The organism is Pseudomonas sp. S2_B10 (assembly GCF_054668425.1).
On record NZ_CP162768.1, the window covers coordinates 5,494,603 to 5,507,558 of the forward strand.

At 60.9% G+C, this 12,956-nt stretch carries 12 protein-coding genes; 7 read left to right on the forward strand and 5 right to left on the reverse strand.

Annotation, left to right across the window (positions count from 1 at the left end):
- Nucleotides 1-19 precede the first annotated feature (19 nt).
- On the reverse strand, nucleotides 20-1,021 hold the full coding sequence (locus AB4O45_RS24550; RefSeq protein ID WP_371857501.1) for an AraC family transcriptional regulator: 1,002 nt from the start codon (nucleotides 1,019-1,021) through the stop codon (nucleotides 20-22).
- Between the two features lie 59 nt (nucleotides 1,022-1,080).
- Here AB4O45_RS24550 and AB4O45_RS24555 point away from each other — a divergent pair, with 59 nt between their 5' ends.
- On the forward strand, nucleotides 1,081-2,307 hold the full coding sequence (locus AB4O45_RS24555; protein WP_435405993.1) for an MFS transporter: 1,227 nt from the start codon (nucleotides 1,081-1,083) through the stop codon (nucleotides 2,305-2,307).
- A 5-nt stretch (nucleotides 2,308-2,312) separates the two neighbouring features.
- Here AB4O45_RS24555 and AB4O45_RS24560 read toward each other — a convergent pair whose 3' ends face one another.
- Complete coding sequence (locus tag AB4O45_RS24560) at nucleotides 2,313-2,936, reverse strand: TetR/AcrR family transcriptional regulator (protein ID WP_056785092.1); 624 nt, start codon at nucleotides 2,934-2,936, stop codon at nucleotides 2,313-2,315.
- 130 nt (nucleotides 2,937-3,066) lie between these two features.
- Between AB4O45_RS24560 and AB4O45_RS24565 the strand changes: the two genes are divergently transcribed.
- Complete coding sequence (locus AB4O45_RS24565; RefSeq protein ID WP_076563247.1) at nucleotides 3,067-4,284, forward strand: MFS transporter; 1,218 nt, start codon at nucleotides 3,067-3,069, stop codon at nucleotides 4,282-4,284.
- An 18-nt stretch (nucleotides 4,285-4,302) separates the two neighbouring features.
- Here the strand turns inward: AB4O45_RS24565 and msrA are convergent, their stop codons facing one another.
- The 3 genes from msrA to AB4O45_RS24580 all read right to left on the reverse strand — a co-directional run bounded on the left by msrA (nucleotide 4,303) and on the right by AB4O45_RS24580 (nucleotide 8,106).
- Nucleotides 4,303-4,809 (reverse strand): peptide-methionine (S)-S-oxide reductase MsrA, encoded by a 507-nt coding sequence (msrA, locus tag AB4O45_RS24570; RefSeq protein ID WP_016774420.1) that lies wholly within the window; start codon nucleotides 4,807-4,809, stop codon nucleotides 4,303-4,305.
- Between the two features lie 146 nt (nucleotides 4,810-4,955).
- Nucleotides 4,956-5,741 (reverse strand): enhanced serine sensitivity protein SseB, encoded by a 786-nt coding sequence (sseB, locus tag AB4O45_RS24575; protein WP_095179694.1) that lies wholly within the window; start codon nucleotides 5,739-5,741, stop codon nucleotides 4,956-4,958.
- Nucleotides 5,742-5,979: 238 nt separating this feature from the next.
- Complete coding sequence (locus tag AB4O45_RS24580) at nucleotides 5,980-8,106, reverse strand: TonB-dependent receptor family protein (RefSeq protein WP_252877965.1); 2,127 nt, start codon at nucleotides 8,104-8,106, stop codon at nucleotides 5,980-5,982.
- 190 nt (nucleotides 8,107-8,296) lie between these two features.
- On the opposite strand from AB4O45_RS24580, the gene ppk2 reads away from it, so the two are divergent.
- From ppk2 to cydB, 5 genes are all read left to right on the forward strand, one after another.
- Entirely contained in the window at nucleotides 8,297-9,112 is an 816-nt protein-coding gene (ppk2, locus tag AB4O45_RS24585; protein WP_056785103.1) for a polyphosphate kinase 2, read from the forward strand.
- 823 nt (nucleotides 9,113-9,935) lie between these two features.
- Nucleotides 9,936-10,151 carry a hypothetical protein gene (locus AB4O45_RS24590; RefSeq protein ID WP_095179697.1) on the forward strand — a complete coding sequence of 72 codons (216 nt, stop codon included), beginning with the start codon at nucleotides 9,936-9,938 and terminating at the stop codon, nucleotides 10,149-10,151.
- 23 nt (nucleotides 10,152-10,174) lie between these two features.
- On the forward strand, nucleotides 10,175-10,564 hold the full coding sequence (locus AB4O45_RS24595; RefSeq protein WP_150635567.1) for a VOC family protein: 390 nt from the start codon (nucleotides 10,175-10,177) through the stop codon (nucleotides 10,562-10,564).
- A gap of 3 nt (nucleotides 10,565-10,567) precedes the next feature.
- Nucleotides 10,568-11,941, forward strand: a complete 1,374-nt coding sequence (locus tag AB4O45_RS24600) for a cytochrome ubiquinol oxidase subunit I (protein ID WP_460160687.1) — start codon at nucleotides 10,568-10,570, stop codon at nucleotides 11,939-11,941.
- Nucleotides 11,942-11,953: 12 nt separating this feature from the next.
- On the forward strand, nucleotides 11,954-12,955 hold the full coding sequence (gene cydB / locus AB4O45_RS24605) for a cytochrome d ubiquinol oxidase subunit II (protein WP_460160688.1): 1,002 nt from the start codon (nucleotides 11,954-11,956) through the stop codon (nucleotides 12,953-12,955).
- The last annotated feature ends 1 nt before the right edge of the window (nucleotide 12,956 follow it).

Consider the following 12,956-nt stretch of genomic DNA (forward strand, 5'->3'; position numbering starts at 1 on the left):
CGCCCTGTTAACGCAATTTCTACAGTGCGCGCTGGCGCCGACTCGCTCCCGGTGAGCTTCCCGTTATCCGCTTGAACGCACGACTGAACGCCGCTTGGGAGGTGTAGCCCAAGCGCTGCGCCACTTCTTCGATCGGCAGTCTTTCCAGTGTCAGCCACTGACTGGCCAAGCGCATGCGCAGTTCGGTGGCGTAGCGCAGCGGCGGGGTGCCGAGGGTGGTCTGGAAGCGTTCGGCGAAGACCGAGCGTGAGGTGTTGCACAGCGTTGCCAGCTCCGCGACGCTCCAGTCGCGCCCCGGTTGTTGGTGCAGGGCCAGCAAAGCTTTCGACAGACGAGGGTCGCGCAGGGCGGCGACGAGACCGGAGGCATTGCCGCAAGCGCATTCGACCCAGCCACGAACAATCATTGCCGCCACTACGTCGGCAAGGCGAGCGAGAATGCCGGCGAAGCCGATGCGCGCTGCGCTGACTTCGCGTTCCATGGTCGCAAGAATTGGCATAAGCCCCGGATAACGCTGGCCGCCGGCGTCGATCAGCATCAGTCCCGGCATCAGCCGACCGAGGCCCTGCAGGCTGCCGAGCTCGAACTCCATACAGCCACTGAAGAGCAGGGCGCTATCGGGCGAAACGGCGCTGTGACCGACCTGCACCGCGCAGACCGTATCGCCGAGTGGCGCGGCGACGGCGCTGTCAATGTCCTGCACTTCGGCGTTTGGGTGTGACAGCAACTGGTGCGCGGCACCATGGGCAATGAATACCGCATTGCCCGCCGCCAACTCGTAAAGGCTGCCGTCCTCCAGTCGCAACACCGTCGATCCAGCGGCAACGAAGTGGAAATACGCATGGCCCGATTTGTCGCTGAAACCCAGACCATACGGCGGACCGGCGTGGATCCGCCGATACTGCACGCCACGCAGACGCATGCTGCGCAGCAATTCAGTGATCAGGTCTGATGACAGTGAAAAGGAATCAGTGCTGCTCATGTTCGGGGTTTCGATCAAAAGTTCAAGACTGCGCATCATAGATCATCCGGTTTGCCGCTAATAGATTGCTCTCTTGAAATGTCCGAGGGAGTCTTGAAATGAATGAATGTGTAGGTGATGGGCGAACTGAAGAGGAGCCGATGGCTCCTGCGTGGATGGCGGTTTTCTCACTGGCGATGGGGGTGTTCGGTTTACTCACTGCGGAATATCTGCCGGCCAGCCTGCTGACACCAATGGCGCTGGATCTCGGCGTCAGCGAAGCGCTGGCCGGGCAAGCAGTGACGGTGACCGCAGTGGTGGCGCTCTTTGCCGGATTGCTCGTACCTGGATTGACGCGCAGTCTTGATCGGCGGCTGGTCTTGCTCGGTTTCTCGGTACTGATGATCGCGTCGAATCTGCTGGTGGCGCTGTCGTCGAGCCTCGCAGTTTTGCTGATCATGCGCATCCTTTTGGGCATAGCTCTGGGCGGATTCTGGAGCATGGCGGCGGCCGTGGCGATGCGCCTGGTGCCGGCGGCGCTGCTGCCACGGGCGCTGTCGATTATCTTCAGCGGGATCGCCGTCGGGACCGTGGTCGCGGTGCCATTGGGCAGTTATCTCGGCGGCCAGTTTGGCTGGCGCAGTGCGTTTTTCGCAGCTGCGGCGGTTGGCGTGGTGACGCTGGTCTTTCAAATGTTCACGTTACCGAGTCTGGCGCCACATCGACCGTCACGCCTGCGTACGGTGCTTGAGGTGTTGCTGCGACCGGGCATTGCCATTGGCATGTTCGGCTGTGTATTGGTGCACACCGGCCACTTCGCGTTGTTCACCTATATCAGGCCATTTCTGGAAAGCACCACCGGAGTCGGCGCGCAGACGCTGGCGCTGATGCTGCTCGGTTTCGGCGTGGCGAACTTTGCCGGCACGCTGTTCGCCGGCTGGCTGTTGCAGCGCAATCCACGCGCAACACTGGTGCTGATGCCGGTGTTGGTGGGCGTTGCTGCTCTGGCGTTGGTCGGGTTACCGGCGTCGCTCACCGGGCAGGCGTTGCTTCTGGCTCTGTGGGGGATGGCCTTCGGTGGCGTGCCGGTGGCATGGTCGAACTGGGTGGCGCGATCGATACCCGATCAGGCCGAAAGCGCAGGCGGCATGGTCGTCGCATCGGTGCAGTCGGCGATTGCCGCAGGCGCCGCCGCCGGCGGTTCGGTGTTCAGTTTCAGCGGCATCAATGGCGTGTTTGTAGCAGCTGGAATTCTGATGTTGCTGGCCGCGCTGCTGATTGCCCTGAAGGTCAATGTCGATGTGCCGGAGCCGGGTTCGGCGCCGGTGGCACCGGTGCATTTGTGATTTGATCAATCCGCCTTACGCGTGGCGGCAATTTCCCAGATTTGCATGATCTGAGTGATAGCAGCATCAATGTTATCCAGCGCGGTGTTGTCTCTGGCGAGGATGGATATGCCCTGCAGGAAACTGTCGAATACCGTCGCCATCGCCGCCGCACTTGTGCCGCTGGCCAGCTCGTCGGCATTCACAGCGCGTTCGACGCAGGCTTGAATGCCGGCACGGGTGCGCTGCCTTGAGTGGGTCAGGGCTTGCGCCACATGGGCGGTTTCCGGGCTCGGTGCGCTCATGACGCCGAGGGTAACCATGCAGCCCTTGGGGTGTGTGTCGTCGCACTGCATGCGTGCCGACTGGCGCAAAGCGGTCTCGATCGCCTGGCGTGGTGGCAGGCTGTCGTCCCACAGGCACTCGGTGACTTGCGCATAGGTGGTTAAATAACGCTGCACGCATTCATCGAACAACGCTTCCTTGGAACCGAACGCGGCGTAGAAGCTAGGTGCAGAGATACCGCCACCCAGGCCTGCCTTCAATTGGGCCAGCGATGTCGCGTCGTAGCCGTGTTGCCAGAACAGTTGCAAAGCCTGATCGACGGCGTCGTCGCGATCAAACTGACGGGGGCGACCGGTTCTCGCCATGACCTGACTCCTCATTGATTTAATATAAAGACTAGTCGATACAGAAATTGTTGACAACGCTGCGCATGCACCCTCAGGATCTAGATCGATCGGTATTTAAATCTGAGTCGGTTTTTTCGAGGAGCTTCCAGTGACACCTTCAATCACGTTAACGGCTACGCCAAAAGGTCTGCCCATCGGCGCTTTGCTGGCGCTGGCCATGACTGGCTTCATCTGCATCGTCACCGAAACCCTGCCGGCGGGCCTGTTGCCGTTGATCAGTGAAGGCCTGGCGATTTCGCCGTCCATGGCCGGGCAAATGGTTACCGCGTACGCATTGGGTTCCGTACTGGCGGTGATCCCGATGACCATCGCCACCCGGGGCTGGCGGCGCCGCAACGTGCTGCTGCTGACGATTGTCGGTTTCCTGCTGTTCAATTCGATTACCGCGCTGTCGTCGCATTACGGCGTGACGCTGGTCGCGCGGTTCTTCGCCGGGGTTGCGGCGGGTCTGGCATGGAGTCTGCTGGCCGGCTATGCGCGACGCATGGTTGAGCCCGAACAGCAGGGCAAGGCGTTGGCGCTGGCGATGGTCGGCACACCGATTGCGCTGTCGCTGGGCGTGCCTCTGGGTACGTGGCTCGGTGGGCTGGTCGGTTGGCGCACTACATTCGGTCTGATGTCGGCGCTGACCTTGGTACTGATCGTCTGGGTACTGGTGAAAGTGCCCGACTACCCGCCGCAGCCGGCCCATCAACGCCTATCGCTGAGCAAAGTCCTGACTACCCCGGGCGTGCGTCCTGTGCTAGCCGTGGTGATCAGTTGGATGCTGGCGCACAACATTCTCTACACCTATATCGCTCCGTTCGTGGCGCCGGCGGGCATGGCCGAGCGGGTGGATGTGGTGTTGTTGAGCTTCGGCATCGCCGCTCTGGTCGGGATATGGCTGACGGCGAAGCTGGTCGAGCCGCTGCTGCGTTCGACGGTTCTGCTGAGTTTGGCGACCTTTGCCGCCGTCTGCGTGGCGCTGGGATTTGGCGGAGGCAGCCCAGAGGTGATTTATCTCGGCGTGGCGGCATGGGGTTTAACCTTTGGCGGCGCGGCGACGCTGTTGCAAACGGCGCTGGCTGATGCGGCGGGCGACGGAGCGGATGTCGCCTTGTCGTTGAACGTAGTGGCGTGGAACAGCGCGATCGCTGGCAGCGGTGTCGTCGGCGGCGTGCTGCTCGATCAGTGGGGCGTTACCTCATTTCCGTGGGCCATGCTGGCACTGGTCGCTATCGCCTTCGCCATTGCCTGGGGTGCCCGGGCCCACGGTTTCAAGTCGGGCCCGCGCTCTGTAGAAGCTTCGGTGGTGGCGGGGCATTGAACCCCGCCAGCAGTTTCTTCAACCGCGCTTCGGCAGTTTCCAGTTAGGCCGGATGAAATGGCAGGTGTAGCCGTTCGGAATCCGCTCCAGGTAATCCTGATGCTCGGGTTCCGCTTCCCAGAACGGGCCGGCCGGTTCTATTTCCGTAACCACTCGGCCCGGCCACAACTTCGATGCGTCTACATCGGCGGCGGTGTCTTCAGCGACGGCACGCTGCTCGTCGTTGAGGTAGTAGATCGCCGAGCGGTAGCTCGGGCCAAGATCGTTGCCCTGACGGTTAGGCGTGCTCGGGTCGTGGATCTGGAAGAAGAACTCAAGGATCTGCCGGTAGCTGATCACGGCCGGATCAAACTCGATTTCGATGGCTTCGGCGTGGTTGCCGTGGTTGCGATAGGTCGCATTCGGCACATCGCCGCCGGTATAGCCGACGCGGGTTTTCAGCACACCCGGATAGCGGCGCAACAGATCCTGCATGCCCCAGAAGCAGCCGCCGGCGAGAATGGCAGTTTCGGTTTGAGTGGTCATGGTGTGTGCTTCCTCTCGAGACGATGGGGGGATACCCACTGTTATGAGGGCGGGTTGAGAGAATCCAAGGTCACGCTCATGAGAATCGACCACTGGCCTGCTGATCAAGCGACATGCAGGCGACTGCGATTTTCATCAGATCGTATTCAACCAAAGCCAAAGAACGAACGCAGCTTGCTCGGTGACTTGCGCTCGTAGAACGGTTTGGTCTCCCTGAGGAAGTAATCACTCAGCCCGGCTTGTCCCGTCAGCACGCGGCAAAAATCAACCGGCCCGCCATCAGGGGCTGTGTCCGCAGCGACATTGCCGGCTTCGCGCATGACCTGTTCGATATCGCCATCCGCTTCGATGCCGACGATCAAGTGCGGTTTTTCATCAACCGAGGGGTCGTGCATCAGCGCCAGGAACGCGCGTTTCACATTGGCGTGTTTGGCCAGCAGTTGCGAGAGCGAATGGACCATCGTCGATGGGTAGTCCGAAGGCTGTCCAAGCAAGACGTTGGTTTCTTTTTCAACGGTACGCTGCGTGGCGGGCCGGCCGATTTCGCCTGAGAGCAGGCGTTGCACTTCCTCCGGAAAGAATTCCTTGCCGTACGGCGACTTCGGATTGAGAAAGAGCAGCGCGCCCAGCGTGATTTCGAACAATGATCGGGCAGGGATTTCTACATAGCTCTGCTCGCTGTCGATGGATTGTTGCAGCGTTGGCAGCGAGGAGAAGAACGGAATGACCGGCGTGCCATCGGGCTTCTGCCAATGGGCGATGCTGATGTTGCTGCCGGCTTCGAGATTGACATGACCTTGCGCCGCACCGGCGGTGCCGAGGATGTAGACAGTGGAATCCAGCAGGGTGCGATAGAACTCAGGGCGATGCGCAGGTTCATCGGCCGCCAGTCGGAGCGATGTTTCCAGAGGGTTTTCTTGGGAAGTATCCATGAGGTCAGTCCGTTATTTTCAATGGAGAGCGATGATTATCTGGTCGGTCCGATGAGACGTGCTGTCACGATGATACTCGTCCAGAGATTCGAATCCTGCGTCGTTCTAACCCACACCACAAAGCCAACTGTGGGAGCGAGCCTGCTCGCGAAGGCGTCGTGTCAGTTGAAATAACTCACGGCTGATACACCGCTTTCGCGAGCAGGCTCGCTCCCACATTTGAATTTCGCGTTGGGTCTTATAGCAAACTCCACGAAACCCCAACATAAGCCCCCATCCCTTCACCCGGAGTCGACCGCGCAGCATCCAGACCTTTGTCGTCATACCCCGGCGTGACCGTTGCCGCGTAGCGTTTGCCGGTCAGGTTGCGCATGTCGACCCAACCTTGCCAGTCGCCCTTCGGGGCGTTGTAGCCCAGGGTGGCGCCGAACAGGGCGTAGGGATCGGCGTAGTAGCTGTTGGCGTAGTCCACGGCAACTTTGGAGACCAGTTGCGTGTTCACGGCGGCAAAGAAGCCCTGCGGCCAGTCGTAACGCAGTTCGCCTTGGTAATAATGCATCGGCAGGCCCGGCAAGCGGTTGTCGCCGAAGCGTTCGTCGTCGCGGTAGTGGAAGTCGCTGAAGGTGTAGGCCTGGCGCAAGCTCAACTGGCGGCCGTCGGCGGCGGTCCAGAGTTTGCTGTTCAGGCTGGCCTCGATGCCTTGGTGCACGGTCGGGCTGGCGTTGAGTTCGTAGGGCGTGACGGCGTTGGCGTCCGGCAGTACCGAGAGCAGTTCGTGACGAACTTGCGCGTAGTACCAGGCCAGGCTCCATTCGCCCAAATGGCTGTCGCCACGGCCGCCGAGTTCCAGAGTGGTAGCGGTCTGGTTTTGCAGTTCGACCGGGTCGCGCTGGGTGCCGGTGGCGGCGCCGTTGCCGGCAGGGAAGCGCACGTTGGAGCTGTAGATCAGCGACCACGGGTGCGGTGCTTCGACGGAGCGGCTGAGGTTGCCGAACACTTGCACGTCCGGGGTGATCTGGTAGCGCAGGCCGATGCGCGGTGCATAGTCCCAGTCGCTGAGACTTGTTTTGCCGCCGCCCTGCGGATAGGTCACGGCGCTTTCGCGGCGGGTGTAGATGGCGGCAAGGCCGGTGGTCAGCCACAGGTCGTCGGCAATTTCCAGGTCATTGCCGAAATGCAGCACGGTATCTGAACCCTGATAAGTGAAATTACGCATCCGCGTGCCCGGGGCGTAGCTGGCGGTGTTGCCACTCGGGATGCGCACGAACTCGCTGGCGCCATCGTTGGGCAGGTGCTTGGTCACGCGCAGGCCGACGTTGCTGCGGCTTTCCATCCCGAACAAAGTGTCGCGGCGTTTGTAGTCGAAGGTGCCGCTGACGTCGGTATAAGCCACCTTCAGCCGGTTCGGGCCTTCGCGCAGATCCATCGGGTAGTCGTGGTAGGCGAGGCCGGTCTGGATGCTCGAATCGTCATCGAGGTAGAACGTGGTCTTGTTGCCGATGAACGTACTGCCGGGCTGCTTGCGGCTGTCATCGCGGGCCACATACGCCGGGTTGGCTGCCCGTGGGCTGTGTTCGATGGAATGCTTGGTCACGCGACCGGCGAGGTCGTTGTCGGTTTCGCGATAGCGGAAGTAGAAGCGGGTTTCCAGATTCGGGTTGAAGCGATAGCCGAAGTTGGCGACCAGGCCTTTGCTCTCGCTGGCGGTGTGGTCCTGATAGCCGTCGGCGTTGGCATCGGTCAGGGACACGTAGTAATCGAAATCTCCCAGCACTTGCCCGGAGCTGACCTGGCGCTGCTGATAGCCATGGCTGCCGGTGGCGTAGCGCACGTGCAGCTTTGGCGCGGTGTAACCGGTGTGGCTGACGTAATCGATAGCTCCGCCCAGTGCCAGCGCGCCGCGATCGAAGCCGTTGGCGCCGCGCAGCACTTCGACATGGTCGACCCACAGCGGTTCGAGCAATTCATACGGCGTGCCGCCGGGGCCGGTCAGCGGCAAGCCATCCAGCATCGTGTACAGCCCCGAGGCGTGGGCACCGGGTGCGCGGTTGATGCCTGAACCACGGATGGAAATCTTTACGCCTTCGTTGCCCGCCGACTGGGCATACACCCCCGGCTGATAGGCCAGCACATCCTGATTGCTGGCAACGCGGCCCTGCAACGGCTGGCGCATGTCGACCACGTTGGCGCCGCCGGGAACCTGCTCAAGGCGTTGCCGCGCTTCTTCGACCGCTGCATCGCTGCCACTGCGCTCATCTGCCGAAATCAGCACTTGCCCCAGCTCCAGACCTTGGGTCTCGGCCATCGCCGGGCAGGCCAGGGCCAGACCGAGCAGGGCAGTGGGCAATGATTTGGACGACGGCATCGAAAAAACTCCAGCAAACAGGGGATCGGGCAATGAACAGTGCGACGTCGGAACAACCTCAGGAAACACATGGCGACAGGGCTTTTTTGCCCGGCAATGGCAAACAACCGGGCGTGAACTAACCTCACGGATCAGGCCCTTCGGGTCAATAAACAAATTCAGCGGGCTGTTGAAGCGCGAGGACAGGTTCATGGCGAAAGACAAGAAGAAACCTGCAAAGGCAATCGAACGTCCGCGCTTGAAAAACAAGGACTATCTCGAACAGCTGCGCAAGCTCCACGTTGAGCTGGTCAAGCTGCAGGAGTGGGTCATCGCCAAAGGTGTCAAGGTTTGTATTGTTTTCGAAGGGCGCGACGGTGCGGGCAAGGGCGGGGTGATCAAGGCGATCACGGAGCGCGTCAGCCCACGGGTGTTCCGCGTGATGGCATTACCGGCGCCAACCGATCGAGAAAAAAGTCAGATGCATGTACAGCGCTATCTGCCGCATCTGCCGGCGGGCGGCGAGGTGGTGATTTTCGACCGCAGTTGGTACAACCGCGCCGGTGTCGAACGGGTCATGGGTTTTTGTACGGAGGAGCAGGCCGACAAGTTTCTCAAGTCGATCCCGTGGGTGGAAAACGCCATCGTCGATTCGGGGGTGATCCTGCTCAAGTACTGGCTTGAGGTCAGTCCGGAGGAACAGACCCGCCGGCTTGAAGCGCGAATCAATGACGGGCGCAAGATCTGGAAACTGACACCCATGGATCTGAAATCCTACAGCCGCTGGTATGACTACTCACGGGCGCGGGACGAAATGTTCAAGCACACCGACACCGATTGGGCGCCGTGGAGGGTTGCCGACTCGAATGACAAACGTCGTGCGCGGCTGAACATCATCACTGATCTGCTCAGTCGCATCCCCTATGAAGAGGTGAAGCGCGACAAGGTCGAGTTGCCGAAACGGCAGAAGCCGGGCAAGTACCGGGAGCCGGATTATGCGTACAAGCGGGTGGCGGAGCGGTTTTGACATTTGCGGGTTTTTTTGGGCGTGGCGGCCTTTGGGCCGACCAGGCTCTTGGGGTTTTGGGTGTATATCCGTTTTTTCGGGTGTTGCGGCTGGCGGTTTCGCCCTTACGGCGAGTCACCTTTTTCAGACGCCAAAAAGGTAACCCAAAAGGCTTGCTCCTGCGTTCGGCCCTCGCAGGCTCGGGTTCCTTCGCTGCGGGATCGATCCTGGCGCAGCGGCTACGGTTTGCTTCGCTGCACCTCCTTCCGCTGTGTTCGACTTCGTCGAACGGTCGCTGCGCTCCCACGCCCGGATCAATCCCTCCACTCAGCCTTCCGACGTCGCTGGTGGATCAAGATCAAAAGCGGTACTCGAGCTTGCGCTCATTGTTGAGTGGTGCGGCTTCGCCGCGGGCAGCTGCGCTGCTTTGCGTTTGCTTTGTAGGCGAGCCTGCTCGCGAAGGCGGCCTGACAGCCGACCTGTTCTTGAGGTGGTACGCGATCCAACTGTAGGAGCTGCCGAAGGCTGCGATCTTTTGATTTTGCTTTTCTGTGGGAGCGAGCCTGCTCGCGAAGGCGGCCTGACAGCCGACCTGTTCTTGAGGTGGTACGCGATCCAACTGTAGGAGCTGCCGAAGGCTGCGATCTTTTGATTTTGCTTTTCTGTGGGAGTGAGCCTGCTCGCGATGACGGAGGAACATTCAAATTTAATTTGACAGATATACCGCTATCGCGAGCAGGCTCACTCCGACAAGGTTTTGCGCATCAACCGTCCATCCGTCGTCTGCCCTGAACCTCTCTCGCGCTGATTTTTCTACCGGGTAAGTCCCTCAGGAGATACCGGTATGTTCGATCAGCAAAAGCAGGCATCACTGGCGGCATGGCGGAAGATGGCAGAGCAGGCCGAGGGCGATCTGGATCCGGAACAGCAATATGACGAGCTGCTCAAGGCTGCGGATCAGATGGAGGAGCAAGGCCTGATCACCAGTGCCGAATGGCGCCAGTTGGTGCGTGACGCCGGCAATGTGTTCACCTTGAACCAAGAACAGCCGCAGCGCTGACAGCTGTCATCGGAGGACGTCCCATGCTCAGTTATCTGTTTATCGGCGCCAACGACGTCGAGCGTTCGGCAGCTTTTTACAAGGCGATCCTGACGCCGCTGGGCTACCGGCATGATCGCGAAGAACACTACTGTTTTTACCTGCCCGATTGCATCGACAAGTCCAACGGCCCCGGCAGTGTGCACATCTCGCAACCGTTCAATGGTGAGCCGGCGACACCCGGCAACGGCATGATGCCGGCATTTCGCGCCGACTCGCGGCACCAGGTCGATCAGGTGCACAAGGCCGGGCTCGACAGTGGCGGCAGCAATGAAGGACCGCCGGGCACGCGCGAAGCCTATACGCCGGACTTTTACGTGGCCTATCTGCGCGACCCCGAAGGCAACAAGCTTGCTGTGTTCTACAGCGGCTGATGGATGGAGCCTGTTGATTCGGCCCTGATGGCCGCCCGCGCCCAGTTCGCGATCACGATCAGCTTTCACATCGTGCTGGCGGCGTTCAGCATCGGTCTGGCGAATTTCCTCATGGTGCTGGAAGCGTTGTGGTTGAAAACCGGGCGCCAGGTTTATCTGGATGTTTATCGTTACTGGCTCAAGGTATTCGCCCTCAACGTTGCGGTGGGCACGGCGTCGGGATTGATTCTGGAGTATCAGTTCGGCCTCAACTGGTCACGGCTATCGGTGCAGGCCGGTGATGTCCTCGGTCCGCTGATGTTCTATGAAGTGATGGCGGCGTTTTTCATCGAAGCGGGTTTCCTTGGCATCATGCTCTTCGGCTTGAAGAAAGTCGGCCCGAGTCTGCACTTTTTTGCCACGTGCGCGGTGGCGGTGGGCTCGCTGATCAGCGCGTTCTGGATTCTGTCTGCCAACTCCTGGATGCAAACCCCGGCCGGCTATTCGATTGGCGCGGACGGGCGGTTCCTTGCCGAGGACTGGTGGGCAATCATCTTCAACCCTTCGTTTCCCTATCGCCTGGCGCACATGCTGCTTGCCGTGTTCATCGGCAGCGCGACGCTGATTGCCGGGATCAGTGCCTGGCAATTGCGCAAGGCCCCGAAAAACCCGCGTGCTCGCCTGCAATTCTCCATGGGGCTATGGGTGATTGCGCTGCTGATGCCGGTGCAGATTGTCGTCGGGGACCTGCATGGCCGGCACAGTTTGCACGCCCAGCCGCAGAAAGTGGCGGCCATCGAAGGCTCATGGACGCGCCCGGCCCAAGGGGCAGGGGAGCCACTGCGGCTGTTCGCATGGCCGGATATGCAAGAGCGCCGCAACCACTGGGAGGTGGCGATTCCGCGCATTGGTTCCCTCTACCTGCAGCATGACCTGACCAGCACAATCGCTGCGCTTGATGAGTTCCCGGCTGAGGACATCCCGCCCGTGGCGCCGGTGTTTTTCGCATTTCGGCTGATGGTCGGGCTGGGGCTGTTGATGCTTGGGCAGGGTGTGGTCAGCCTGATCCTGCGCCGACGGAATCGCCTGTACACGGCGCGGCGCTGGCTGGGCGCGTGCGTGCTGCTGGCACCGGCCGGATTTCTGGCAATGCTCAGCGGCTGGGTTGTCACCGAAGTGGGGCGACAGCCGTTTACGGTTTACGGATTGATGCGCACGGCGGACAGTCTGTCATCGGTGTCCAGGGCTCAAGTCGTCGGGTCGACGTGGCTGATTCTGCTGTTTTATCTGCTGATCTTCGGCATCGGTCTGTGGGTGTTGCTGCGCCTGTTGCGCGAGCCGCCGCAGGAGGATCAACCCGGGCCGCAGCCCACCCTTGCCGACGAAACCGGGCACTGAGGAGTCGCAGATATGGACACCGACTGGCTGACGCTGTTGTGCGCTGCCGCATTGGCGTTCTCGGTGATGAACTACGTGGTGCTCGACGGCACCGATCTGGGCGTCGGCATGCTCATGGGCCTCACGGATTGCAAACACCAGCGACGAGCCATGGCGGTGTCGATTCTGCCGGTGTGGGACGCCAACGAAACCTGGCTGGTGCTCGGCGGCGGCGGGCTGCTGGCGTTGTTTCCGCTGGCGTACGCGATCTTGCTGCCGGCCTTGTACGTGCCTTTTATCGTGATGTTCCTCGCCTTGATCGCGCGGGCCATGGCGCTGGAGTTTCGCGATTACGCACCGAACGAGCGACGCAAGCGCATCGTCGACGGTGTGCTGGCCCTGGCTTCGCTGCTGACCGGGTTGGTCCAGGGCATGGTGCTCGGCACTCTCGTGCAAGGCGTTGCGCATCGGGGCGGTCAATACATTGGCGATGGCCGCGACTGGCTGAATCCCTTCCCGGTGTTTTGCGGTTTGGTGCTGGTACTCGGTTACGTCTGGCTGGGGACGTGCTGGTTGTACTGGCGCACCCTGGATGAATTGCAGCAGCGCTCGGCTCGTCAGGCCCGCATGCTGGCGCTGGTCGTCGCGGCACTATTGCTGGTGCTGATCGCATGGACGGCGACGTTGCAGCCGCAATATGCCCGGAGGCTCGCCGATATTCGCCTGTGGTTGCCGGCAGGACTGATCGTCAGCGCTCTAGGATGGGTGTTCAGCAAAGGCTTTCACTGCCGCTTCGACTTCATCCCACTGTTCGCCGCATTGGGCATCTTCGTCCTGGCTTTCGCGGTGATGCTGGTCGCGCTATTTCCCTTCATCATTCCGCCGGATCTGACCTTGAGCGAAGCCGCATCCAGCCCGAACAGCCAGATCTTCATGCTGGTCGGATTCGCCGTCCTGATCCCCATCACGCTGGCCTACAACACCTTCGGTTTCCGCGTGTTCAGCGGCAAGGTCCGCGTTGCCAACGATGGCTGAT